The 25,050-nt window shown below is 57.3% G+C and carries 22 protein-coding genes; 18 read left to right on the forward strand and 4 right to left on the reverse strand.

Annotated features, from left to right (window positions below; genetic code table 11):
• Nucleotides 1-7: 7 nt before the first annotated feature.
• The 6 genes from ACUTSW_RS03105 (at nucleotide 8) to ACUTSW_RS03130 (ending at nucleotide 7,337) form a co-directional block, all read left to right on the forward strand.
• Nucleotides 8-1,681 carry a glycoside hydrolase family 13 protein gene (locus ACUTSW_RS03105; protein ID WP_445583632.1) on the forward strand — a complete coding sequence of 558 codons (1,674 nt, stop codon included), beginning with the start codon at nucleotides 8-10 and terminating at the stop codon, nucleotides 1,679-1,681.
• A 190-nt stretch (nucleotides 1,682-1,871) separates the two neighbouring features.
• Entirely contained in the window at nucleotides 1,872-2,843 is a 972-nt protein-coding gene (locus tag ACUTSW_RS03110) for a sugar ABC transporter substrate-binding protein (protein WP_006325526.1), read from the forward strand.
• 4 nt (nucleotides 2,844-2,847) lie between these two features.
• Nucleotides 2,848-4,413, forward strand: coding sequence for a sugar ABC transporter ATP-binding protein (locus ACUTSW_RS03115; RefSeq protein ID WP_445583633.1), 1,566 nt, complete (start codon nucleotides 2,848-2,850; stop codon nucleotides 4,411-4,413).
• Nucleotides 4,410-5,426, forward strand: coding sequence for an ABC transporter permease (locus tag ACUTSW_RS03120; RefSeq protein ID WP_445583634.1), 1,017 nt, complete (start codon nucleotides 4,410-4,412; stop codon nucleotides 5,424-5,426). Before ACUTSW_RS03115 ends, ACUTSW_RS03120 begins: the two co-directional genes overlap by 4 nt.
• Nucleotides 5,423-6,406, forward strand: coding sequence for an ABC transporter permease (locus ACUTSW_RS03125; protein ID WP_445583635.1), 984 nt, complete (start codon nucleotides 5,423-5,425; stop codon nucleotides 6,404-6,406). Before ACUTSW_RS03120 ends, ACUTSW_RS03125 begins: the two co-directional genes overlap by 4 nt.
• Nucleotides 6,393-7,337 carry a carbohydrate kinase family protein gene (locus ACUTSW_RS03130; RefSeq protein WP_445583636.1) on the forward strand — a complete coding sequence of 315 codons (945 nt, stop codon included), beginning with the start codon at nucleotides 6,393-6,395 and terminating at the stop codon, nucleotides 7,335-7,337. The genes ACUTSW_RS03125 and ACUTSW_RS03130 overlap by 14 nt, the downstream gene beginning before the upstream one ends.
• Here ACUTSW_RS03130 and ACUTSW_RS03135 read toward each other — a convergent pair.
• Together ACUTSW_RS03135 and ACUTSW_RS03140 are read right to left on the reverse strand one after the other, a co-directional pair.
• Entirely contained in the window at nucleotides 7,334-8,362 is a 1,029-nt protein-coding gene (locus tag ACUTSW_RS03135) for a 2-hydroxyacid dehydrogenase (protein ID WP_445583637.1), read from the reverse strand. The genes ACUTSW_RS03130 and ACUTSW_RS03135 overlap by 4 nt on opposite strands.
• On the reverse strand, nucleotides 8,359-9,870 hold the full coding sequence (locus tag ACUTSW_RS03140) for an FGGY-family carbohydrate kinase (RefSeq protein ID WP_445583638.1): 1,512 nt from the start codon (nucleotides 9,868-9,870) through the stop codon (nucleotides 8,359-8,361). Before ACUTSW_RS03140 ends, ACUTSW_RS03135 begins: the two co-directional genes overlap by 4 nt.
• A gap of 247 nt (nucleotides 9,871-10,117) precedes the next feature.
• Between ACUTSW_RS03140 and ACUTSW_RS03145 the strand changes: the two genes are divergently transcribed.
• The 9 genes from ACUTSW_RS03145 (at nucleotide 10,118) to ACUTSW_RS03185 (ending at nucleotide 18,080) form a co-directional block, all read left to right on the forward strand.
• The gene (locus tag ACUTSW_RS03145) at nucleotides 10,118-10,930 is read left to right on the forward strand and encodes a MetQ/NlpA family ABC transporter substrate-binding protein (protein ID WP_445583639.1); all 813 of its coding nucleotides are present in this window, start codon (nucleotides 10,118-10,120) and stop codon (nucleotides 10,928-10,930) included.
• Nucleotides 10,930-11,910, forward strand: a complete 981-nt coding sequence (locus tag ACUTSW_RS03150; protein WP_445583640.1) for a methionine ABC transporter ATP-binding protein — start codon at nucleotides 10,930-10,932, stop codon at nucleotides 11,908-11,910. Before ACUTSW_RS03145 ends, ACUTSW_RS03150 begins: the two co-directional genes overlap by 1 nt.
• On the forward strand, nucleotides 11,907-12,578 hold the full coding sequence (locus ACUTSW_RS03155; protein ID WP_004944784.1) for a methionine ABC transporter permease: 672 nt from the start codon (nucleotides 11,907-11,909) through the stop codon (nucleotides 12,576-12,578). The genes ACUTSW_RS03150 and ACUTSW_RS03155 overlap by 4 nt, the downstream gene beginning before the upstream one ends.
• 92 nt (nucleotides 12,579-12,670) lie before the next feature.
• Nucleotides 12,671-13,132, forward strand: coding sequence for a GNAT family N-acetyltransferase (locus ACUTSW_RS03160; protein WP_166729094.1), 462 nt, complete (start codon nucleotides 12,671-12,673; stop codon nucleotides 13,130-13,132).
• A gap of 375 nt (nucleotides 13,133-13,507) precedes the next feature.
• Nucleotides 13,508-14,938 (forward strand): diguanylate cyclase, encoded by a 1,431-nt coding sequence (locus ACUTSW_RS03165; protein ID WP_445583641.1) that lies wholly within the window; start codon nucleotides 13,508-13,510, stop codon nucleotides 14,936-14,938.
• A gap of 116 nt (nucleotides 14,939-15,054) precedes the next feature.
• A complete protein-coding gene (locus ACUTSW_RS03170) occupies nucleotides 15,055-15,408 on the forward strand; it encodes a DUF1428 domain-containing protein (protein WP_063199583.1) in 354 nt (117 codons plus the stop codon).
• A 13-nt stretch (nucleotides 15,409-15,421) separates the two neighbouring features.
• Nucleotides 15,422-15,892 carry a VOC family protein gene (locus ACUTSW_RS03175; protein ID WP_445583642.1) on the forward strand — a complete coding sequence of 157 codons (471 nt, stop codon included), beginning with the start codon at nucleotides 15,422-15,424 and terminating at the stop codon, nucleotides 15,890-15,892.
• Nucleotides 15,893-15,920: 28 nt separating this feature from the next.
• Nucleotides 15,921-16,610, forward strand: a complete 690-nt coding sequence (locus tag ACUTSW_RS03180; RefSeq protein WP_445583643.1) for a VIT1/CCC1 transporter family protein — start codon at nucleotides 15,921-15,923, stop codon at nucleotides 16,608-16,610.
• 132 nt (nucleotides 16,611-16,742) lie between these two features.
• Nucleotides 16,743-18,080 carry a D-serine ammonia-lyase gene (locus ACUTSW_RS03185; RefSeq protein ID WP_445583644.1) on the forward strand — a complete coding sequence of 446 codons (1,338 nt, stop codon included), beginning with the start codon at nucleotides 16,743-16,745 and terminating at the stop codon, nucleotides 18,078-18,080.
• Here ACUTSW_RS03185 and ACUTSW_RS03190 read toward each other — a convergent pair.
• A complete protein-coding gene (locus ACUTSW_RS03190) occupies nucleotides 18,077-18,910 on the reverse strand; it encodes an IclR family transcriptional regulator domain-containing protein (RefSeq protein ID WP_020439094.1) in 834 nt (277 codons plus the stop codon). The two genes, ACUTSW_RS03185 and ACUTSW_RS03190, sit on opposite strands and share 4 nt — an antisense overlap.
• Before the next feature lie 21 nt (nucleotides 18,911-18,931).
• The gene (locus ACUTSW_RS03195) at nucleotides 18,932-19,579 is read right to left on the reverse strand and encodes a TetR family transcriptional regulator (RefSeq protein WP_445583645.1); all 648 of its coding nucleotides are present in this window, start codon (nucleotides 19,577-19,579) and stop codon (nucleotides 18,932-18,934) included.
• Between the two features lie 1,142 nt (nucleotides 19,580-20,721).
• Here ACUTSW_RS03195 and ACUTSW_RS03200 point away from each other — a divergent pair.
• The 3 genes from ACUTSW_RS03200 to ACUTSW_RS03210 all read left to right on the forward strand — a co-directional run bounded on the left by ACUTSW_RS03200 (nucleotide 20,722) and on the right by ACUTSW_RS03210 (nucleotide 25,013).
• Nucleotides 20,722-22,047, forward strand: coding sequence for a lysine N(6)-hydroxylase/L-ornithine N(5)-oxygenase family protein (locus ACUTSW_RS03200; RefSeq protein WP_202290429.1), 1,326 nt, complete (start codon nucleotides 20,722-20,724; stop codon nucleotides 22,045-22,047).
• Nucleotides 22,048-22,076: 29 nt separating this feature from the next.
• Complete coding sequence (locus tag ACUTSW_RS03205; RefSeq protein WP_434460140.1) at nucleotides 22,077-22,955, forward strand: ATP-grasp fold amidoligase family protein; 879 nt, start codon at nucleotides 22,077-22,079, stop codon at nucleotides 22,953-22,955.
• 183 nt (nucleotides 22,956-23,138) lie between these two features.
• A complete protein-coding gene (locus ACUTSW_RS03210) occupies nucleotides 23,139-25,013 on the forward strand; it encodes a bifunctional sugar phosphate isomerase/epimerase/4-hydroxyphenylpyruvate dioxygenase family protein (RefSeq protein WP_445583646.1) in 1,875 nt (624 codons plus the stop codon).
• The last annotated feature ends 37 nt before the right edge of the window (nucleotides 25,014-25,050 follow it).

Genomic DNA, 25,050 nt, shown 5'->3' on the forward strand with positions numbered 1-25,050 from the left:
GCATGACATGAGCGGTGCGCAAACGGCGCGGTGGTGGAAAGAGGCGGTGGTTTATCAAATCTACCCGCGCAGCTTTATGGATTCCAACGGTGACGGCATTGGCGATCTGAACGGCATTACCGCGCGGCTGGACTATTTGCAGTGGCTGGGCGTTGACGCCCTCTGGATCTGCCCGATGTACCGTTCGCCGAACGACGACAATGGCTACGATATCAGCGACTATCAGGCGATCATGACCGAGTTTGGCACCATGGCGGACTTTGATCGCCTGTTGGCGGAGGCCCATGCGCGCGGCATGCGGTTGATACTCGATCTGGTAGTGAACCACACGTCGGACGAACATCCGTGGTTTATTGAATCCCGTTCATCAAAATCCAGCGCCAGGCGCGATTGGTATATCTGGCGCGACGGCAAAAACGGTGCGGAGCCCAATAACTGGGAGAGCATTTTCAACGGCTCGGCCTGGAAGTACCATCCCGGCAGCGAACAATACTTTCTGCATCTGTTCTCCGAGCGCCAGCCGGATCTGAACTGGGAGAACCCGCAGGTGCGCGCGGCGCTGTATGACATGATGCGTTGGTGGCTGGACAAGGGCATCGACGGTTTCCGTATCGACGCCATTTGCCATATGAAAAAACAGCCGGGGCTGACCGACATGCCGAACCCGCAAGGGTTGCGTTACGTGCCGTCGTTCGAACGGCATCTCAACTACGATGGGCTGCTGGATTACGTTGATGAGATGTGCGAACAGGTGTTTAACCGCTACGACATCATGACGGTGGGGGAAATGAACGGCGCTTCGGCGGAACAGGGGGAAGAATGGGTGGGAGAACGGCATGGCCGCTTGAACATGATTTTCCAGTTCGAGCACGTCAAGCTGTGGGAAACCGCCAACCAGCAGGCGCCGGATGCCGGGCTGGATCTGATCGGCCTGAAGAGCATTTTCACCCGCTGGCAGACGTTATTGGAGGGCAAGGGTTGGAATGCGCTGTACGTCGAGAACCACGATATTCCGCGCGTGGTGTCGAAATGGGGGGACGACGGGCGCTACCAACGCGAAAGCGCCACCGCCATTGCCGCGCTGTATTTTCTGATGCAGGGAACGCCGTTTATTTATCAGGGGCAGGAATTGGGCATGACCAATACCCACTTTGCTAGCCTGGATGACTTTAACGACGTCGCCACCAAAAATCGCGCCGCCGATCTGCGCCGACAGGGAATGGGTGAAGAGCGGATCCTGGCGACGCTGCGCCGCAGTTCGCGTGATAACTCACGCACGCCAATGCCCTGGAACGACGGGCCTAACGGCGGCTTTAGCGCCGCAACGCCGTGGTTTGCGCTTAACGTCAACTACCGCGATATCAATGTGGCGCGCCAGAGTGGGGAACCGGACTCGGTGCTGAATTTCTACCGTGCGCTGATCCGGTTACGCAAGCAGACCCCAGCGCTGCTGTATGGCCGTTACCGATTGCTGCTGGACGAACATCGGCATATTTACGCCTATACCCGCACTCTGGATGACCGGCAACTGCTGGTGCTGTGCAACCTGAGCGGCGAACCGCAACAGGTTGATCCCCAATCTTTGGCGCTGGACAGTTGGCAACTGCGGTTGGGCAATTATCCACACGGCGGAGAGCCACAGACGCTGCGCCCTTATGAGGCACGGATTTATCAGGCATAGGGGCTGATTCAACCCGCTTTGCGGCCGGGGCCTGGGTGTAAACGAAGAGCAACACCGGCCGCATTTTCATCCCACGGAACAATCCCGCTTTTTAACTAACCATAACCGGTATTGTTATTTCGCTTTGCCATAGCCTGTTGCTAGCTTTTGTTCGTTCCATCAGGGGATGAATAACAGGGTAATAACAGAAATGACAAAAAAACTTATTAAAATCACAGCGCTGGCACTGTCAGTTTTCGCTGCTCACGGCGCCCAGGCGGCGCTTTCATTGCAGGGGAAAACCATTGGCGTGGCGGTGGTCGGCACGCAGCATTTTTGGGATCGCGAAGCGTTCAAAGGCGCCAGCGACGAAGTGGAACATCTGGGTGGCAAAGTGGTGGCGGTCGATGGCGGCCGCGATAATCAGGTACATGCCGACAATCACGATATCCTGCTGGCGCGCAAGGTGGATGCGGTGATCAGCATTTTGGGCGACAGCGCCGTCGAGCCCAAATTCAAAGCGTTGCGCGCCGCCGGGATCCCGGTATTCACCGTTGACCATGTATCGCCGTATTCCATCAACAACACCACTTCGGACAACTACAGCATCGGCAGCACCATTGGTCGTTATACTGCCGAGGCGCTGGGCGGCAAAGGCAATGTGGCGGTGTTCAACGCCTTCTCCAACTCACTGCGCATCTGCGGCATTCGCTACGATCTGTGGAAGTACGTGTTGAAAGATTACCCGGACATCAAAATCATTCAACCGGAGCTGGCCGAGCAATACGCCAACTCGCCGGAAGATGCGCGCAAGAAAACCCTCGAACTGCTAAGCCAGCATCCGAAAGGCACTCTGGACGCGATTCACGTCGCCTGCTGGGACCAGCCGGCAATCGGCATCGTGCAGGCGCTGGAAGAGAGCGGCCGCGCCGGTGACGTTAAGGTCACGGCGATCGACGCCGGGCCGGAAACCCTGGAAATCATGGCGGAGAAGGGCAGCCCGCTGGTTGCCAACGTGGCGCAACAGCCGCGGTTAATCGGCACCACTTCAGCGGATAACGTGGCGCGCTATTTCGCCGGCGAAAAGTTGCAACCGCAAACCTTTGTGCCGGTATTGCCGGTGAAAGGGCCGGAAGAGGCGAAGGCGGTGTACAAACAACTCGGCTACGGCGAGCTGAAATAACGCCATGAGCCAGCAGGAAACGCAGGCCGCTCCCGCCGTGGGCGGCCTGGAAATGATTGGCATCGAGAAACGTTTTCCCGGTACCCAGGCGCTCAGCGGTGCCTCACTGCGAGTGCTGCCGGGCGAAGTTCACGGCCTGATTGGCGAAAATGGCGCTGGTAAATCCACCTTGATCAAGATCCTCGCCGGAGTTTACGCGCAAGACGGCGGGGAGGTTCGCATTGGCGGCCGGCGGCTGGCTTTCGTCACCCCGGCGGCGATACGGGCGGCCGGGGTGCGATTTATCCATCAGGAACTGCATTTGATCCCGCATTTCACCGTGGCGGAGTCCGTGTATGTCGGCCAGGAGCGGCGTAACCGTTGGCTGGGATTGGACAAGCGCGGCATGCGTCATGACGCAGAACGGTTTCTGTCAGAGGTGCTGGACACCCGCCTGGACGGTAACCGACTGATCCGCGATCTCAGCATTGCCGAGTGCAAGCTGGTGCAGATAGCCCGGGCGTTAATCGACGGGCAGGCGCAACTGGTGGTGTTTGACGAGCCTACTGCGCCGCTGGAAGCCAGAGAGTCGCAATTGTTGTTTAACGCGATTGCCCGGCTGAAACAGCGCGGCATCGCCATTATTTACGTCTCTCATTATCTCGCGGAAATCGCCCAAATTTGTGACCGTGTCACGGTGTTTCGCAATGGCCGCGACGTGGGTACCTTGCAACAACTGGGCGATGGCGATATTGCACGCATGATCCCGATGATGGTCGGCCGCGAAATCACCCACCTGTTTGCCTCGCGCCCGGCACGACGGGCGGCGGCGGAGCCTTGGCTTAGCGCAGAAAGTCTGTCGGACGGTGCACAGCTGCGCGATGTCAGCTTGCAACTGGCGCCGGGGGAGATCGTCGGCATCGCCGGGTTGCTGGGTTCCGGCCGCGAAGCCTTGATCGACGCTCTGTATGGATTGCGCCCGCTGAAGCAGGGGCAACTGCGCATAGCCGGCAAGCCGGTGCGCATCGCTTCCCCGGCACAAGCCACTGCCGCGGGGATGGCGCTGGTGCCTCGCGATCGGCGGCATACCGGTCTGGTGTTGCCCATGCCGGTGGCGGACAACATCAACCTGGCGTCGCTTGGCACATTGGCGCGTGCGGGGTGGGAACTGCGCAAAAAGGCCCGGCTGCACGCCAAAACGCTGGCGGAACAGTTGGATATCCGCCCGCGTAATCTGCAATTGCCGGTGCGTTTGTTAAGCGGCGGCAATCAGCAAAAGGCGATTCTGGCACGCTGGCTGGCGACTAACCCGCAACTGTTGATCCTCGACGAACCTACCCTGGGCGTAGACATCGGCGCCAAGGCGGAGATTTACCAACTGGTTGCCGCCCAGGCGGTTGAAGGGCGCTGCGTACTGGTGTCGTCCAGCGACGGCAGCGAACTGATTGGGCTGTGCGATCGCATTCTGGTGATGTTGCGCGGCGAGATTGTCGCTAATGTCCGTACCGCCGGGCTGACGCAGGACGCGCTGCTGGCGTTGACCAGCGGCGGTTCAACGGCGTCCCCTTTAGTACAGGAGGCGGTTCTATGAGCCAATTGACCGAGGGCAATGTGGCGGCACGCTCCTCCCGGCGTCGCTTTTTGCCGCCCGGAGAGCAGATCGCCAATAAAATTCCGTTGTTGTTGTTTGCCGCGCTGCTGCTGTTTTTCTGCTTGCAGGCGCCGTACTTCATCAGTTGGCAGAATCTGAGCATTATTCTCAAACAAAGCGTGCCGCTGGCGATACTTTGTTTTGGCCTGACCTGCGTGATCAGCGGCGGCGGCGATGACGTGGTTTCCGGCGGCATCGATATTTCCCTGCCGGCGATCGCCGTGTTGGGGGCGGCCATCATCAGTAACGGCCTCACTCACGACGGTGACGGTTATCTGTGGCTGGCGGTGCTGGCATTTGGCGCGGCGCTGCTGGCGGGGGGCGTCAATGCTTTATTGGTGGTGGCTGTCGGGTTGCCGCCGTTGCTGGCAACGCTGGCCAGTTCGGTGGCGGTGGTGGGTATTGCCAACCTGATCACCCAACAGCGGCGCATCAGCGTCAGTGACGCGGCCATTGTCGCGCTGCGTGACGACACCTGGCTGGGGTTGCCGCTGATGGTGTGGTTAATGCTCGCCGCGCTGGCGTTGTTTGGCTGGGCATTGCACCACACCCGTTGGGGCATGCAGTTGCAGGCGGCGGGCGGCAATCGCGAAGCGGCGGAGATCTCCGGTTTGCGCGTCAAACCGCTGGTGATTGGCTCTTACCTGCTGGCGGCGGCCGCGGCCGGGTTGGCGGCCTTTGCCCTGGTGGCTCGTGGCTCAGGCAGCTCACCCGGCAGTGAAGAACCGCTGCTGCTGGAAATGGTACTGGCGACCTTTATCGGCGCGGCCTTCTCGCGCCGGCGAGTCGTGACCGTCTGGGGGGCGCTGCTGGGGGCCTTGCTGGTCAATGCGTTGTCGAACGGGCTGGCGCTGTTGCGGGTAGACATCTTTTGGGTCGGGGCGATCAAAGGCGGACTGATCCTGCTGGTGTTGGCCGCCGCTGCAAGGCAAAACCGGGGGGGAAACCCATGACGGCGTTGAACAAACTTTTGATTCGCTACGGCTTTATGCTGATTGTTATCGCTTTTTTCCTGTTCTTCTCCTGGGGCAATAGCGTGTTTTACAGCCTGGACAACCTTAGCAATCTGTTACAGGGTAACGCAATATTGCTGATTGTCGCGCTGGCCATGACGCTGGTAGTGACCGCCGGTGGCGTTGACCTGTCGGTGGGCGTCGCGCTGGATTTTGGCGCGGCTTTTGCGCTGATCGCCCTGAAGCAATACCAGCTCAGTTGGCAAATGGCGATAGTCGCCGCGCTGGCCGGCGGCGCATTGATCGGCGCACTCAATGCGTTGCTGATCGTTTACTTCCGGGTTAAGCCCTTTTTGGCGACGCTCGGCACCTTTTTCATCGGCAGCAGCATCGAACGTATTTATACCGACGGTGGGGGTTCGATCGCCTACCGCCGCATGGCGCAGCAGTATCACGATCTGGCGGTAGGGAACCTCGGCGGCGTGCCGTTACCGATAGTTATCGCGGCCGTACTGCTGCTGGGCTATTTTCTGTTTTTCGAGCGCACCATCTTCGGCAAGCGGATTCATGCCATCGGGCTGAATCCCCAGGCCGCCCGTGCGGTGGGGATCCGCAATGGTCGTTACCTGTGCTGGTTGTTGATCGTCTCAGGCATGACCTGCGCGCTGGGAGGCGTGATCCTTTCGGCCAACCTGCGCCAGTTTACCCCGCTGGCCGGGCAGGCCTATTTGCTGGACGCCATCGCGGCGGTGTTTATCGGCACCGCGTTTCATCCGCAGGGGCGCCCCAACGTGTTGGGCACGCTGGTTGGCGTGCTGTTTCTGGGCATGGTGGCGAACGGCCTGAACCTGATGGGGCTGAACTTTATGGTGAAAGACGCGCTGACCGGCGTGATCCTGGTGGTGGCGCTGGCGCTGTCCTTTATCCAGAGCCGGTTAAAACAGACGCAACAGGCGGAGGCCGGCGGTGAGTCAATATGATGCGGTATTTGTCGGTTTAACCTTGCTCGATATCGCGGGGCGACCGGTCAGCGCTATCCCGGCAGGCGGCGGCGTGCAGTTTATCGAGCAGATCCGGCTGAACCCGGCGGGCACCGCCAGCGGCGCGGTGATGAATGCCGCCAAGCTGGGGATACGCACCGCCACCTCGGCCTGTCTTGGCGAGGATGAAAAGGCGGAGTTTATCCTCAATGCCTACCGTCGGCTGGGCATCGATTGCTCGCTGATCCAGCGCACGGCACGGGCGGAAACGTCCGCCACCATTTTGCCGATCAGGCCCAACGGCGAGCGCCCGGCGCTGCATTACCGTGGGGCCTCGGATTTCCTGTTCGTTGACGATGCCGACTTTGACGCGCTGTGCGATACCCGTTTCTTGCATCATGGCGGCACCGGGCTGCTGGCGGCGATGGACGAGGGTCAAAGCGCCAAATTGTTGCGCCATGCCAAACGGCTCGGCGTTACCACCAGTTTCGACCTGATTGCGCCTGGCCCGCATACCCTGGCGTTGTTGCTGCCGCTGTTGCCCAGCGTCGATTACTTTATGCCGTCGCTGGAGGAGGCGGCTTACCTGTCCGGCCGGCAAACGCCGCAGGAGATTGGCGCGTTTTTCCTCGACCACGGGGTGGGGAGCTGTATTTTCAAAGCCGGTGAGCAGGGATCCTTTATCGTCACCCGCGATGCCTGCGTGCGCATTCCGGCCTATCAGGTTGAGGTCGTGGACACCACCGGCTGCGGCGACAGCTACTGCGGTGGGTTTATCGCCGGGCTAAGCCGTGGGCTGGCGGTGCAGGAAGCCTGCCTGCTGGCGACGGCGGTGGCGGGGTTGGTTGCAGGCGGGTTGGGATCGGACGCCGGGGTGATCGACTGGGAACACACCCGGCGGTTTATGCAGCAGACGCCGCGCGGCGCTTAGCGCCAGGCGTACAGCAACGGCTCGCCTTTGAGATAGCGTTGGATGTCCTGGGCGATCATTTCGGTATGTTTGACCAGCGTCTCCCGCGTGGCACCGGCGATGTGCGGCGTAATCACCACGTTGTCGAATTCGGTGATAAACGGATGCCGGCGGTAAATAGGTTCGCTGGCGTACACGTCCAGCGCCGCGCCGGCCAGCCGTTTCTCCCGCAGGGCGGCAATCAGATCTTCTTCAATCACCACCGCCGCGCGCGAGGTATTGATAAACAGCGCGTGGGGTTTCATGCGGTTAAACAATTCACGGCCAATCAGCCCGTCGGTTTGCGGCGTCGCTTTCAGGTGCAGGCTGATAAAATCGGCGTCGCCGAACAGCTGTTCCAGCGTGGTTTTCTCAATACCCGGCTCGTTAATTTCTACCCCGGAAACGTAAGGGTCCGCCACCAACAGCCGCATGCCGAAAGCCCGGGCAATACGGCCTACGCGTTGGCCAATGCTGCCGTAACCGACGATACCCAGCGTTTTGTTGCGCAATTCACTGCCTTTAAACACTTCATAGGGGCTGGATTTATCCACGTCCCACACCACATCGCTGCGCAGACCCTCTTTGGCTGCCGCCGTTTGCGGCTGCTCGCGGGTGAACTCACCGCGTTTGAGCGCGGCGTGGGCCTGGGGAATATGGCGAGCCAGGTTCAGCATCAACGCCAGCGTCAGCTCCGCCGCGGCGTCCGAATTGCGGCCTGGGGTGTAGATCACCGGAATATTGCGCCGTGCGGCGGCCTGCAGGTCAATATTGACCGGATTGGCGCGGGTACAGGCAATCAGTTTCAACTGCGGGCAGGCGTCGATCACCCGGGCGGTAATATCGTCGTAGCTGGTGATGATAAAGCTGGCGTCATGGGCCAGATCAATCAGCGCGTCTTCGGTCAGCTTGCTTTCGCCGGCCGCCCAACCGCGGATGACCAGCTCGCCCAGTTGGCGGAAATCTTCAAGCGAACCGGCGTATTCGGCGGTAAAGAGGGTTTTCATGGTGCGGGGGTTCCTGCGTTAAGGGCATTGAGTATTTGCTCCCGGCTTTGCCACAGCGGTTCAAGCTGAAGGCGTAACTGGCGGAACAGTGGATAGAGCGCCTGATAGATCTGTTGGTTGGCCGGATCGGGGATAAATAGCCGGCGGCTTTCGGCCTGAACAAGCGTTTCATGTGACACCGTCACTCCAATGCTTTGCGCCGCCAAAATCGCCACGCCTCGGGCGCTCAGTTCTTTCACCCGGCTGGTGATCACCCGCCGGCCGGTGCAGTCGGCGATGATCTGCAACCAGACGGCCGAAGCGGCCCCGCCGCCGGCAAGGTAAAGATCGCCCTGCGGTGGGTAGTCGTGCAGCGAGTCTTTAATGGCGAACGCCAGCCCTTCAAACACCGCCCGGAGCAGGTGCAGATTGCCGGTATGCTGACCGATGCCGAAAAAACCTGCGCGGGCCGCCTGGCTGTAGAAGGGTGCGCGTTCACCGTTCAGATAGGGCTGATAGAGCACACCGCCGCTGCCGGCGGGAATGGCGGCGATCTGCTCGCCAATACGCTCGATATCGGCATCGCTGCCCAGCTCACGTACTGCCCAGTCCAGGTTCGGCGTGCCCGCCTGCATGGCGAACAGGTTGATATAACGTCCTTGCTGCGCATGGGCGACAAAGCGCGTCTTCGGGCTGACCTGCGCCAGGCTGTCGCAGACAATGCCGGTGCAGCAGGTAGTACCCAACAGGGTGTAAACGTCGTCGTGATGCACGGCGCCAATGCCCAGCGCTGCCGCCGACACATCCAGCGCACCGGCGCACACCGGAATGCCCGCCGCCAGCCCGGTGACAGCGGCCGCTTGCACGCTGATCTCTCCAGCGCGTTGGCCGGGGCGCAACAGCGGCGGGAACAGTGGCCGAAGGGCCTGCATACCCAGCTCCGTCAAGACCTCGTCGGAAAGCGTTTCGCTGTGAAGATCGAGCAGTGAGGTGCCGGTATCCGTCAACTCAAGATTGGCCGCACCGGTCAGGCGATAGCGGATCCAGTCTTTGGCGAAGAAGAAATAGCGCGCGCTGTTTAGCGCGGCGGGCTGATTTTCCGCCAACCATTTCAGGATCAGCGAACTGTTGCACGGCAGCAGGCGGGTACCGGTTGCCCGAAACAGCCTTTCTTCCCGTTCCGGCTGTTGCTTGAGACGCGCCACTAAAGGCGCGCTGCGGGTGTCGCTCCATAAAATGGCCTTGCGAACCGGTTGCCCAGCGGCATCGACCAGCCAGGCGCCTTCGCCCTGGCCCGAGAGGCCAATGGCGCGGATGCGCCCTTGCTGCAACAACGGCGAGTCGGCCAGCGCTCGCAATGTCGTGACCACATTGCGCCACAGCTGTTCCATATCTTGCTCGGCATAGCCGGGGAACGGCACTTCGGTCAGGTTGGCGCAGCTGGCAACCTGGCATTGATTAAACTGCTCGTCGAATAAAACCGACTTGATCTTCGAAGTGCCTATGTCGATGCCGAGATAATAATCCATGAGAGCGCCAGCCTGCGGGGAACGAGGCTGTCAGCGTAGCAATGAAGGAACGGAACCCATATGCCATTTCCGGGAAAGCTAATTCATTAATAAGATTATGATTATTAATACCTTATAACGGAATGGTATTGGTGGCGCGCGAAGGCTTGGTGCTAGTTTTTTATTACTTTATGGCATCAAATAACCATAAATAAGAACGTGCGGTTCTTAACCGACGCAGAGTTTTGATCTTTCCTTGGGGGTGACCATGTTTAAAACGACAATTTCCCGTTTGGCTCTGCTGACGGCGCTCGCGCTACCGGCCTCTCTGTTGGCGGCGGAACCGCTGCGGGTGGCGGCCGATCCGGTGCCCCACGCGGAGATCCTGGCCTACGTGCAGAAAATTGACCCGCAGCTGAAACTGAAGGTGATTGAGATCAGTAACGGCGTGAATTCCAATGAGCTGCTGGCGCACGGCGACGTGGATGCCAACTACTTCCAGCACCTGCCTTATCTGCATTCGCAAGAGCAGGCGCTGGGCACAAAATTTGCCGTGTCGGCCAGCGTGCATATCGAGCCGTTGGGCATCTATTCGAGCAAGTATAAAAAGCTGAGCGAGGTGCCGGACAACGCCAAGGTGGCGGTGCCCAATAACGTCACTAACCTCAGCCGGGCGCTGTACCTGCTGCAGGCGCAAGAGCTGATTACCCTGAAAGCCGGTTTTAACGATCCGGCCAAGGATCAGGCAACGCCAAAAGACATTGCCAACAATCCCAAACATCTCAAGATACTGGAGATTGAATCGCCACAGATCCCGCGGGCATTGGATGACGTCGATTTGGCGGTGATTAACGGCAACTATGCGCTGGAGGCCGGGCTTACGCCAGCCAAGGACGCGCTGGGGCTGGAAAGCCCGAAAAATAATCCGTATGCCAATATTCTGGTCACGACGCCGCAATTGGAGAACGATCCGCGCATCAAACAGCTGGCCAAAGATTTGCAATCGCCAGAGGTAGCTAAATTCATTCAGCAAAAATATCAGGGCTCGGTGATCCCCGTGACAGCTGCGGACGCCGGCTGATGATTGTCGTAGAAGGGCTAGGTAAAACCTACGGCGTCGGTGAACCGCCGGCGCTGGAGCAGGTGTCGCTTACCATTAACGACGGCTCGGTGTTCGGCATTATCGGCCGCAGCGGCGCGGGCAAGAGCACCCTGATCCGCTGCCTTAATTTACTGGAACGGCCCAGCAAGGGCCGCATTTTGATGGACGGCCGCGATCTGACCCAACTGAGCGACGCGGAACTGCGGCGCCAGCGCCAACGTATCGGCATGATATTTCAGGGGTTCAATCTGCTGCATGCCCGCAACGTGCGAGATAACATCACCGTGCCGCTGGAGATCGCCGGCGTACCGCGTGCGGAACGTATTCGCCGCGCCGGTGAACTGCTCGATCTGGTCGGGCTGAACGACAAGGCACGCGCCTTTCCTTCACAGCTTTCAGGCGGACAGAAACAGCGTGTCGGTATAGCCCGGGCGCTGGCGGCCCGGCCGGACTATTTGCTTTCCGATGAGGCGACCAGCGCGCTGGATCTGGAAACCACCGCCTCTATTCTTGCCTTGTTAAAAGACATCAACCGCCAGTTGGGGTTAACCATTGTGCTGATCACCCACGAACTGGACGTGGTCAAGGCCATTTGTGACCATGCGGCGCTATTGGCCGCCGGTCGGGTGGTTGAATGGGGGCCGATTGGCAAATTGTTGGCGAACCCGGCATCGCCGCTGGGGCAGGCGCTGTTGCCGGGCTGCCTGACACCGGTGGCACCGGAGACCCAGGTGGCGGAGCTGACATTTTTCGACAGCGTGCGCGCCTCGCCGGTGCTCAGCGAACTGGCGCAGCGCCATGCGGTGGACGTTACGCTGCTGGGTGGGGGCGTTGAACTGATTGCCGGCCAGAGCGTCGGCCGTTTCCGCGTGGGGTTGAGATCGCCGCAGGGCGGCTTGCCGCTGGCGGAGGTGGTGGCGTTCCTCAATCAACGGGGCGTGAGGGCCGAATTGTTATGAGAAATCAATTGTCCTGGGAAGATCTTCTGGCGCTGGTGCTGAACGCCACCGGCGAAACCTTGTATATGGTGGCGCTGGCATCGCTGTTTACCTTATTGATCGGTCTGCCGCTTGGCGTGGTGCTGTTTATCACCCGCAAGCAGGGCATCTTGCCCGCACCGCGCATCAACGGGGCGCTGGGCGCTATCGTCAATCTGGGGCGTTCGCTGCCGTTTGTGGTGCTGTTGATAGCCTTGATCCCGTTAACCCGGCTGATTATCGGCACCACGTTAGGCAGCTCCGCGGCGGTAGTGCCGATTACCATCGGCGCTTTTCCGTTCTTTGCTCGCATCGTCGAATCTGCCTTGGATGAGGTAGAAAAAGGGCGGATCGAAGCAATTTTGTCGATGGGCGGCAATGTGCGCCACGTCATTTTTAAAGTGCTGCTGCCGGAGGCCTTGCCGACGCTGTTGGCCGGGCTGACGCTGACGGTGGTGATGCTGATTGGTTTTTCTTCCATGGCCGGCGTGATCGGCGGAGGCGGATTAGGCGATCTGGCGATCCGTTACGGTTATCAACGTTTCAACAATCAGGTGATGATCGCGACGGTGATTATTTTGGTACTCCTGGTGCAGGGCGTGCAAACCCTGGGCGATCGCCTGGTCCGCTCGCTGGCGCATCGGCGTTAGGAGGCTTTGTCATTGGGTGCGTGCCGACTTGGCGCAACATTGAGGTACGGACTAAGCTACATGCTGAAAATCACCGAGTTATAGAGGAAAGCATGAGCGGAGCCATTAAGATCAGGGAACTTGAAACGCGAGATTTTGCTGCATGGAATCTGTTGTGGCAGGGATACAATGCGTTTTATGGCCGCCAGGGCGCTACGGCATTGTCGGATGAGGTTACGCAAACCACCTGGTCGCGTTTTTTTGACGCCTATGAACCTATGTATGCGTTAGTGGCGGAATATGACGGCAAGTTGGTGGGGCTGACACATTATCTGTTGCACCGTAGCACTATTCAGATCCAACCCAACTGTTATCTGCAAGACTTGTTTACCGATGAAGCGGCCCGGGGAAAAGGCGTCGCGAAGGCATTGATTAATGCCGTCTATGCGCGGGCCGAGAGTCTCGCTTTACCGCGCGTATATTGGAATACGCATGAAACCAATCTGAACGCGATACAGCTGTACGACAAACTGGCGGACAGACCCGGTTTTGTGATGTACCGAAAGATGCTTTGAAATTACGGGAAAATCCGCCACAACAAGGCGCCGTTGATGAACGGCGCAAAGATCTGAACATCATGGCCACAGGCTCAGGTTGTGTGGCCCCCCTTCAATAATCCGCACGTTATTCATACCAACGCTTTCTCCCTTGATCCTGCTTTGCGGTATGCGTGCTGGACGGCGGGTGCAAAGCGCCATTTGGCGCTACAGTTGATCTAGAAATATATTGGCAAACCTTCAATTAACAGGTGATCGGACCTGTGAAAGTAGCAATAATGCCACTCTGACCGCTCATTTTTAACGCGCGTCGTCAGGTATGATGAATCGGTTGTCGCCCCTCATCATGCTGGCAGGATGTTATCCGTATTCTTTGAACGCTCTGGAAGCAAGATGCACACCACCCAGTCACCTGACACCACAAAATTACAGCCTGCGCTCACCGTCTTTATGTTGGTGTTCGCCACCTGTATCTTCGGCATTGAGAGCCGGCCCATTGGCTTTCTGGCGGCCTTTTGGCCGAGCAATGCAGTGTTGCTGGCGGTGTTCGTTCGTTATCCGGAGCTTGTCAGCCGTTTAGGCTGGGTGATGGCGATATTGGGGTATTTGACGGCAGATCTGATCACCGGTAGCCCGCTCGACAAAGCCCTGTTGCTGAACGGTGCCAATATTGCCGGCGTCGTGGTGGGGTATCAGTTGTTTAAACTTGTGCCCCCGCAGGTCAAAACGCTGGAACGCACGTCATCCAGCGTTTATCTGTTTGCCATTTGTCTGGCCAGCGCCGGTACCACCGGGGTGATCGGTGCCGGGGCCTCGGTGCTGCTGTTTGATCGCGAGTATTTCCCCGCACTGGCGCTATGGATGTCTTCGGAGTTTACCAATTACATTACGCTGATGCCGTTTATCCTGGCCTTGCCTGGGGATTGGCGGGGCTACCTGCGCAGCGTCGTTCACGGCATTATCCGGCCTGGCAGCGGCAGAAAACTGGCGGTTCTGGTGCTGTTAGCGCTGGCCTGCATTGGCAGTATCCTGATTGGCGGGCCTGGCGCCGTGATTTTCCCCGTGCCGATCCTGCTGTGGCTGGCGATGTCGTTTTCACTGTTCACCACTCTGGTGGTGGTGCTGATCTACGTTTTATGGTGCCATCTGGCCATTGATTTGGGTCTGATCGCCATTAACGTCGATATGAAGGCGTTGCAGAACACCGTGTCGATGCGCCTCGGGGTAGCGCTGTTGGCGCTGGGCCCGATTGCGATCGCCAGCATGAATTTCGCCCGCAATGCGCTGCTGCGGCAACTGGAGCACGTGGCGAACCATGACGCTCTGACCCACGTGCTGACGCGTAATGCCTTTATGCAGCGCGGCTCGCGGTTGCTCACCCAAAAAGGCGAGCAGGTCTGCGTCATGATGCTGGACATCGACTACTTCAAATCCATTAACGATCGCTTTGGGCACTCCGGCGGTGATGCCGCACTGATTTCCTTTACCCGCGCCATTACCGGCGACCTGCGCGATTCCGATCTGTTTGGCCGCATGGGCGGGGAGGAGTTCGCGATCGTTGCGCTTATCGAACGTCAGGAAGATGCGGTGTATTTGGCCGAACGTCTGCGCCGGCGGGTGGAAATCGAATCGATCGCCATGCCTGCCGGCAATCATCTGCAAATCACCGTCAGCATCGGTATGGTTACCTGCATCGGCGGTACAGAGCAAAATCTTGATAATCTGTTGAAAATCGCTGACATGGCCGTCTACAAAGCCAAAAACAGCGGCCGCAACCGTGTCGCCACGCCAGAAATATCCCCACTGAGTTACCGCGGCCGCTGAAACCTGCCGCTTGTCGTTCATGGTTGACCCCGGCCAGGGGGTCTAAAATGGAAGGGAGCGTGAGCAATGCCGCTTGCGCCCTACCTGATGTCCGAACGGACAGGAGGAATCATCTCATGAACTATGTTGATGGCTTTGTTGTGGCGGTGCCTGCCGCCAATAAGGAGGCGTACCTTAAGCTGGCCGCCACGGCCGCCCCCTTATTTAAAGAGTTCGGCGCGACGCGGATTGTCGAATGTTGGGGCAACGACGTGCCCGAAGGTAAACTCACCGATTTTCGCGGTGCGGTGAAAGCCGAAGCCGATGAAGTGGTGGTTTTCAGCTGGATCGAATATCCCTCAAAAGCGGCGCGCGATGCCGCCAACGAGAAAATGATGAATGACCCGCGCATGAAGGCGCTGGGCGAGCAGATGCCGTTTGACGGCAAACGCATGATTTTCGGCGGTTTCGAACCGATCCTTGACGAGTAGCGAGGAGGGGGCGATGAAGATCACACAACACCTGTGGTTTGAAAAAGACATGGAAGCGGCGCTGCGCTGTTACATAGCGCTGATCCCCGGTTCTTCCCTGACCTGGAGCTCTACCTTGCCCGCCGATACCCCAAGCGGCCCTGCAGGCAGCGTAAAATTGGCGGCCTTTACTCTCGGCGATCAGCGCTATGCGGCTATCGAAGCCGGCCCGCTGGATGCATTCAATCACAGCTTTTCGATTATGGTCGAATGCGCGGATCAGGCGGAAGTGGATCGGCTGTGGGAGGCGTTAAGCGAAGACGGCGTCATTGAGCAGTGCGGCTGGTTGCGCGATCGCTGGGGGCTGAGCTGGCAAATTGTCCCTCAGCGGCTGGGTGAGTTGATGAGCGACCCCGACAGCGCGAAGGTGAAACGGGTGACTGAAGCTATGCTGCAGATGGTCAAACTGGATATCGCCGGGCTGGAAGCGGCGGCTCGCGGCTAACTTTATCCCCACAACAAGGACGCACCCGATGCACAAAGAACGGCACAGCATTGAGAATATAGGTTGGCTCCGGGCAGCGGTGCTGGGCGCAAACGACGGGATTGTCTCGACGGCAAGTCTGTTGCTCGGCGTGGCGGCGGCCAATGCGGCGCACGGCGGTATCTTGCTTGCCGGCATTGCCGGGCTGGTTGCCGGGGCGATGTCGATGGCGACCGGGGAATACGTCTCGGTATCATCGCAGGCGGATACGGAAAGGGCCGCTCTGGCGGAGGAGCAGTCGGAGTTGCTCAGCGATTACCCGGGCGAATACCGTGAACTGACCTCTATCTATGTGCATCGCGGGTTGGATTTGGCGCTGGCCAAACAGGTGGCGGAAAAGCTGATGGCTCATGATGCGCTGGGCGCGCATGCCCGCGATGAATTGGGGATTTCGTCCATCACCACGGCGCGGCCATTACAGGCGGCGCTGGCCTCGGCGTTGAGCTTTTCCGTCGGGGCGCTGCTGCCGTTACTGGTCGCGGTGCTGGCGCCGGTCGCATGGACCATTCCGGCCATCGTGGTCTCCGCGCTGGTGTCTTTGGGCATTCTCGGGGGTGTTGCCGCCAGGGCAGGCGGCGCACCGATCCGCCCGGGCATAGTGCGTATCCTGTTTTGGAGCGCGCTGGCGATGGCGGTTTCCTCCGGCGTTGGCCTGCTGTTTGGGTCCGCGCTGGGGTAATGGTTACGCTAGCCGCGCAACAAATCAGTTTTTGCATTAATGCCGCTCACGCAAGGCTGAGTTTTTATCATTTGTCAGCGCCGGTGAATCGCTGCACCCTAGGGAAATCGTTACCTGGCGCAGAGAATAACAATGGATAAATCACAGATTCAGCAGTGGATTACGCAATTCCCTTTGGTGCAGGACCTGATCGACCTCAAACCGATAACCTGGTTCAACCCGCGAGCAACGACCTTGCAGGCGGGGTTGCCGTACGTAGGATTGGGCGCCGACGACGTCGCCGACGCGGAGCAGCGGCTGGCGCGTTTCGCCCCCTATCTGAGTGCAGCTTTTCCGGAAACCCGGGCTGCCAACGGCGTGATCGAGTCCGAGGTTGTCGCCATCCCGGCGATGCAAACTGCGCTCGACCAGCGCTATGGACTGAGGCTCGGAGGGCATTTGCTGCTGAAAAAAGACAGCCATCTGCCGATCTCCGGCTCAATCAAAGCGCGCGGGGGCATCTATGAGGTGCTGGCGCATGCGGAAAAACTGGCGCTGGCGGCGGGGTTGTTACAGCTTACGGACGACTACGGCAAGCTGTTCTCGGAGGAGTTTCGCCAGTTTTTCAGCCATTATCGTATCGCCGTGGGCTCAACCGGCAATCTGGGGATGTCGATCGGCATCATCAGCGCCAGGCTGGGATTCAGCGTTAGCGTGCACATGTCGGCGGACGCGCGCGAATGGAAAAAGCAGAAGCTGCGTGACAATGGCGTCAACGTGGTTGAGTACGAACAGGATTACGGCGTCGCCGTTGAACAGGGCCGGCTACAGGCGGCGGGCGATCCGAGCTGCTTTTTTATCGATGACGAAAACTCGCAAACGCTGTTTCTCGGTTATGCGGTGGCCGGTGGTCGCCTGAAGCGGCAGTTCGCCGAGCGTGGGATTGAGGTTGACGCGCAGCATCCGCTGTTTGTCTATCTGCCCTGCGGCGTCGGCGGCGGGCCCGGTGGGGTGGCCTTTGGGCTGAAACTGGCCTTTGGCGATCACGTTCACTGCATCTTTGCCGAGCCGACGCACTCGCCGTGCATGCTGCTTGGGGTCTATACCGGGCTGCATGACCGGATCGCCGTGCAGGATCTGGGCATAGATAATCAAACCGCAGCGGACGGGCTGGCGGTTGGGCGTGCCTCCGGTTTTGTCGGCCGCGCCATGGAGCGCCTGCTCAGCGGTTTTTACACCTTAAGCGATAGCGAGATGTTCGCGTTGCTGGGGCTGTTGGACCGTCAGGAGCACATTCAGTTGGAGCCTTCGGCGCTGGCGGGCATGGCGGGGCCGTGGCGGGTGGCGGCTAGCCCCGAATGGCTGGCCGAACGCGGGCTGGATGAACGGCAGATGAACCAGGCCACTCACCTGGTATGGGCTACCGGCGGCGGCATGGTGCCAGAGGCGGAGATGGCGAAATACCTGGCCAACGCACGCGAAGCCGGTTAGTGCGTCAGCAGCGAAAGCTCTTGTGCGCCTTCCAACAGGATCGGCAGGATGCGTTCGGTCAATTCGCTTACCGGAACGTGGCCGGCCTGTACGCCGACGTTTAACGCGGCGGTGACGCTGCCGTTGGCCGACATGATCGGCACGGCAATGGAACGCAGCCCGATCTCCAGCTCCTGATCGTTAATCGCATACCCCTGCGCGCGGACTTTATCCAGCTCCTCGCGCAGTTTGTCGATGGAGCCGATGGTGTATTGCGTATAGCGCATCAGGGTGATGCGTTGCAGGTAATCATCCCGTTTATCCGCCGGCAGATGGCTCAGCAGCACGCGCCCCATCGAGGTGGCGAATGCAGGCAGCCGGCTGCCTATGTTCAGATCGATAGTCATGATGCGCTCGGCGGAGGCGCGGGCGATATACAAAATGTTGTCGCCGTCCAGCGTGGCGATAGAGCAGGATTCATTCAGCAATTGGCTGATGTGTTTCAGCACCGGCTGGGTAGCTTTGGCCAACGGCGTCGAGCCGAGATAGGCGTGAGCCAGCGTCAGAATACGCGGACGCAGCTCGAAGTTTTTGCCGTCCTGCGCGTAGACAAACCCCAGCTTGTTCAGGGTGTACAGGCAACGGCGCACCGCCGCGCGTGGAATGCCGGTTTTCTGGCTGATTTGCGAAATCGACATCAGGCGGCGTTGCGGGGTAAAGGCCTGGATCACCTCCAACCCCCGCGCCAACGAGGCCATAAAGTTGGGATCGCCCTTGAAAGGATCGCCGCTGGCGGCGGACAGTGAAATGTCATGGGTGGCGATGTTGTCGCCGGCAGAGGTCTTGGCCATTCAGGCTCCCGGTTTCAAAGACTACAGCGCCAGATAGCGCAGGGTCGCCACGACGGCCAGCCGCCGGTTATGGATAACCTGATCCTCCGGCGGTTCATGACATTCGAATAGCGTATTAAAGGTGTATTGGTTGGCAACATAGTGGAAACACAGGCTGCTGATCAAGCGGTGCACGTCGGCGGCGCTGGCATCTGCAGTAAACTCCCGGTTTTGCTTGCCGCGCTGCAAAATATCTTCCAGCAAGGTCAAGGCGCTCTGATTCAGTGCCTTGATGCGCGGGGACTGACGGATGTACTGGCCACGCAGCATGTTTTCCATGCAAATCACACGGATAAAGTCAGGGTGTTCCGCATGGTAATTGAAGCTTTCTTCAACCAGCCGGGTCATCGCTTCTACCGGCGGCAACGCTTGCAGATCCAACGCGGATTCGTGCGCGCGGATATGCTGATATACGTGCTCGAGCACCTCCAGATAGAGCGACTCCTTGTTCTTGAAATGATAAACCACCATGCGTTTGGTGGTGGACGCGTGCTCGGCAATATTTTCCATGCGAGCTCCTTTCAGGCCCGCCTCGGCAAACTCGCACAGCGCCCCGGCGAAAATTCGCTGCTTCAGACCAACGGGGTCATTTTTGCGTTTGGTCGCGGGGATCTCATCATTGTTCAACACATCAGTCACTTATCGTTTTGGGGACACCGGTTAAGAGTAACCGGGGTAACCCGGTAATACAATCTGCCACGTCAGCGCTTTTGTGAGCGCCATCATGTTGCTCAAAGAGGCATGGCGGGGCGTCGGGATGTTGAGCGACGATCGTCGAATAGGCGTTAATGCAAGGAGGGAATAGGCTGTGTAGAGAAAGAACCTGAGTCGAAAAGGGAATGACATTAATAAGAGATTACTTTCTTGCTTATAATCACGGAGCCGAGAATATATCAATCTGAACAGAAGTTGAATTTGAGATGGAACCCTAAGCCGGATTTAAAAATTATTGTACACAAACTGACGGCATTGCGTACGGAAAAGTGTTTTTTTAAATTTTCAACGCCTCTGATTACGCTTTTTCTCGGGTAAAAAATGACGAATTCAGGATGAAGAATCCGATTTTGGATTTCAAATTGCTCACAATGTCGCCTGCGAAGATGTGAATGGATAGAAATTGCACAGGCATTGCGCAAGGTCAGGTGCAACGGCTGATTTTTAATCGGCTGTTTGTAATGCATTGAATTTTTATGTTTTATTGGTTTCTTGTTGATGTAACAACCCAGGTTTTAGGGGCGAAAGAGGCCAAACCAAAGTGAAATTTCATGAATATTGACGATTTCACTTTTAATTTCACATTGATAACCTGTGTGTTGACTTTAATTTTATGCTTTTTCACATGCCAGATTTCAGCTTTAGCGATACTCTGATTCGGCAATGTCTCATTAAGGATGATGCTATGCGGAATATGCAAATTAACATAGGGAGATGTTATGAATTCCTCGGTCAATCCGTCGAATTCCATCAACTCGACAGTGTCTCCTAAAGCATTCTCTTTTCATAGCGCTGAAAATTGTTTTTATTTGATTTGAGATTCATTTATCAAAATACGATGAGTGACAATTTCAATTGAAACAAAACGACGCAATGGATCCGTTATTTTTATCTTGCAGTCGTCAATGGCAGGCGTTCGGGCTTGGCAACAATAATGCAGGACGTGATTCTGATGGCGTCAATAATCCCAATGCCATTGGGAATGCGCGTTGCGTTATTTTATCCAGCCACATGATGTATTTTTGGGAAATAGATTTATTCACACAGGAGCACACACAATGAACCAGCGTTTGGACTTTATCGGCATTGGTATCGGCCCGTCCAACCTCAGTCTTGCTGCGCTTGGAAGCGAAATCGAGGGTTTCAATTGCAAATTCCTCGAACGCAAACCGCACTTTTCCTGGCACCCCGGCATGATCCTGGCAGATAGCAATATGCAGACCCATTTTTTGAAGGATCTGGTCACCGCCGTTTCGCCAACCAACCCTTATAGTTTTCTCAACTATCTGGTGAAGAGTAAAAAGTTCTACCGCTTCCTGACGACTGAACAGCGTACTGCGTCGCGCGAAGAGTTTGCCGATTATCTCAACTGGGCGGCAACGGGGTTGGATTCGCTGATGTTCAATCAAGAGGTTCGCCGCGTGGACTTTGATGACGAACAGCGGCAGTTTGTCGTCTCCACCCAGAATGACGTGCTTTACGCTAAACACCTGTGTGTGGGCATAGGCAAGCAAATCAAACTGCCGAACTGCGTGACCGAACAAAATGATCAATGCTTTCACGCCAGCGAAATGATGTTGCGCCAGCCAAACCTTGCCGGAAAACGCGTGGTCATTGTGGGCGGCGGTCAAAGCGGTGCTGACCTGTTCTTGAATATTTTCCAAGGGGAATGGGGCCGACCAGAACACCTTGGCTGGATATCTCGGCGCAACAACTACAACGCACTTGATGAAGCCGCCTTTGCCAACGAGTATTTTACGCCGGATTATGTCGACAACTTCTACACGCTCGGCCACTCAGCCAAAGAACACATGCTGCAAGAACAAAAGATGACTTCCGATGGGATCACCAGCGAGTCTCTGTTGGCAATTTACCGCGCGATGTATCACCACTTCGACGTACTCCGCGAGAAACGATGGGTGAGCCTGCTGCCCAGCCGCTCAGTTACGGCCCTTAATGCCAAAGATAATGCTTATCGGTTAGAGACGCTGCATCACCTTGATCAAGGGCGAGAAAGCTTTGATGCAGACGTGGTCATTTTTGCGACCGGCTATGAACAGGTCCGTCCGGCATTTCTTGACTCACTGGCTGATCGTTTGTTAACCACCCCCGATGGGCAATACCGTATCGCTTCTGATTTTACCCTTGAGCGGGAAGGGGAACATGAGAATTGCTTGTTTGCCGTTAACGCCAGCATGCATCACCACGGCATTGCCGATCCGCAGCTTAGCCTGGTGGCCTGGCGATCGGCACGTATTCTCAATCGAGCTTTAGGCCACAACCAATTTGATTTGAGCACCACTCCGGCGATGATTCAATGGCGCAGTGAGCAAGAACAACCCGTCGCTTTAAATCCCTTGATGGCCGCTTGGTCACCCCTTTAATATTGTTATCAAATGATGAGACAGGTTGCATGAGAAAACACATTAATAAATTCATCATGAATCAATTGGCTACTTTCGCGCCGACGTTCAAGACCAAACTTATATATAAAAAGGCATTCGGGAAAGAGTTAAATTTAAAGCCTCCTTCGACATGGAACGAGAAGATAAATTATCTTAAACTTAACAATTACAGCAACAACGCACTGGTCACGCAATGCGCGGATAAATACGCAGTTAGGGAGTATTTGAAAGCGCAGGGATGTGAAGAACTTCTCAATGAACTTTACTTCGCCTGCGATTCGGTTCAGGAGATCCCGTGGGAGTCTTTACCTGACAAGTTCGTGATTAAGGGTAACCACGGTTCGGGTTACAACCTGATTTGTCAGGATAAAAGTTCATTGGATCGGGTGCAAACATCGAAAACCATCGAAAACTGGATGCGCGAGGACTATTGGAAGGTCTATGCAGAGTTAAATTATAAGAACATCAATAAAAAAATAATAGGTGAGAAATTCATAGAGTCATCGAATGGCGCTGGGCCTGATGATTATAAAATATACTGCTTCCACGGTGTTCCTTACTGCACGTTACTGTGTGTCGGCAGAGAAACCGGCATGCCTAAATATTATTTTTTCGATAAAGACTTCAAGTTTCTTTGTTATAGCCAAGATTGCCTGGCGCTCAGCCAGGAAGAGATCGACGCTTTTGTGAAACCCGAAGGTTACGATGAGCTGTTTGAGTACGCCAGGAAACTGTCTGCGCCCTTTGAATTTGTCCGCGTTGATTTCTATATCACCAATGGCAAAGTCATCTTTGGTGAATTGACCTTCACACCCTCGGCAGGGATTGATACGGACATACTCGAACCCACGGATATCCTGCTCGGGAAGATGCTTAAGCTGAAATAACATCTGATCTCCTGCGCAGTGACGGCGCTTTTGTGATCCTGGTTAAAGAGTTGTTAACGTTCGCGGGCGGCACATTGACATAATGAACCTTATGGTTCATTTATAGTTGCATATGCCGCCGCCCGTTTCCCCCTTTAACGGTGGCGAGCCGATTTGTAACCACTGTCGCAAAGGGGAAAAGTCATGTTTCGTTCTATAGCCACCGTATCCATTGCAGGAACCCTGCCGGAAAAGCTGGAAGCGATTGCCGCCGCCGGTTTTGACGGCGTGGAGATTTTTGAAAACGACCTGCTGTATTATCCCGGCAAACCGGCGGATATCCGTCGGCTGGCGCAGGATCTTGGGCTGGCGATTACGCTGTTCCAGCCGTTCCGCGACTTTGAGGGCGGCCCGCGCGACCGCCTGGCGGCCAACCTTGAGCGCGTGCGGCGCAAGTTTGCGCTGATGCAGGAGCTGGGCTGCGATCGCATGCTGCTGTGCAGCAATGTGGCACCCGACTGCTCTGCGGATATTGATCTGCAGATTGAAGATCTGGGGCGTCTGGCGAACCTGGCGCAGCAACAGGGCATCGTGGTGGGGTACGAGGCGCTCGCCTGGGGGCGGCATGTGAATCGCTATCGCCAGGCCTGGGAACGGGTTCGCGCCGTCGACAGCCCGGCATTGGGACTGGTGCTGGACAGCTTTCATATTTTGGCCTTGGGCGATAACCTCGATCAACTGGACGATATCCCGGCGGAGAAAATCAGTTTCCTGCAATTGGCCGACGCGCCATTGATGAACATGGAAGTGATCGAATGGAGCCGGCATTTCCGCTGCTTCCCCGGCCAGGGGGAATTACCGCTGGTCGAGTTCGCCCGCCGCCTGGTCGAAAAAGGTTACGCCGGCCCCTGGTCGCTGGAGATTTTCAACGACGGTTTTCGCGCTACGCCGAGCGCCCCAACGGCGCAGGACGGCCTGCGCTCGCTGCTGTATCTGGAAGAACAGGTGGCCGCCACGCAACCGCTCACGCCGGACCTGTTCCGCAGCGCGCCTTTGCCCGAAAGCCAGCAGATCGAGTTTATCGAGTTTGCGGTAAACCGGCAGGAAGCGGAAAGTCTGGCCGGTTGGCTGCAGCAAATGGGGTTCAGCCTGCGCGGTGAACACCGTTCCAAGGCGGTGACGCTGTATCAGAACGGCGCAGTTCGCATCATCCTTAACCAGCAAAACGACTCTTTCGCCGATGACTACCGTGAACGGCATGGCGCTTCGCTGTGCGCAGTGGCCTGGCGGGTGGCGGATCCGTCCGCTTTGCTGCAGCGGGCGCATGACTTCGGTTATCCGGTCTATCAGGGGCAGGTTGGCCCTAACGAACACCGTATTCCGGCTCTGTGCGCGCCCGACGGCAGCCTGATTTATTTGGTCGAGACCCCGGTAAACGGCGGCGAGGCAGCGATTTATCAGGATGACTTCCATCTGCGCGAACGACCATCGCGCTGTGTTTTTGAACTTGAGAGTATCGATCATTTGGCGGTGGCGATGCCTGAAAGCGCCTTAAAAAACTGGGTGATGTTTTTGCGCTGCGTGCCGGGTTTCGAACCGGACGGCGAACAACTGCTGCCGGATCCTTACGGGCTGGTGCACAGCCGGGTGATGCACAGCCGCTGTAACGGTATCCGCCTGCCGCTTAACGTCTCGCAGAGCAGCGCGACGCTCAGCGCCAGAACGGTGGAGACTTACCACGGCGCAGGGTTACAACACGTTGCGTTCTCGACCGGGGATATTTTTCAGGCGGTTGAACAAGCCAAAGCCAAGGGGATGCGGCTGTTGACCATCGCCGATAACTACTACGAAGATCTGGCTGCCCGTTTTGATCTCGATGACGCCTTTATCGCCCGGCTGGCGCAGCACCATATCCTCTACGATCGCGATGCGCAGGGCGGCGAACTGCTGCACGTTTACAGCCAACCCTTTGCCGAAGGGCGCTTCTTCTTTGAATTACTGCAAAGGCTTGGCGGGTACGCCCAGTATGGTGCGGTGAATGGTGCAGCGCGTTTGGCGGCGATGAGGCAATTGCGGTGATAGCAGGGCGCGGTTCACATTGACCGCGCCCGTTCCG

The sequence above is a fragment of the Serratia sp. TSA_198.1 genome, from assembly GCF_052686505.1.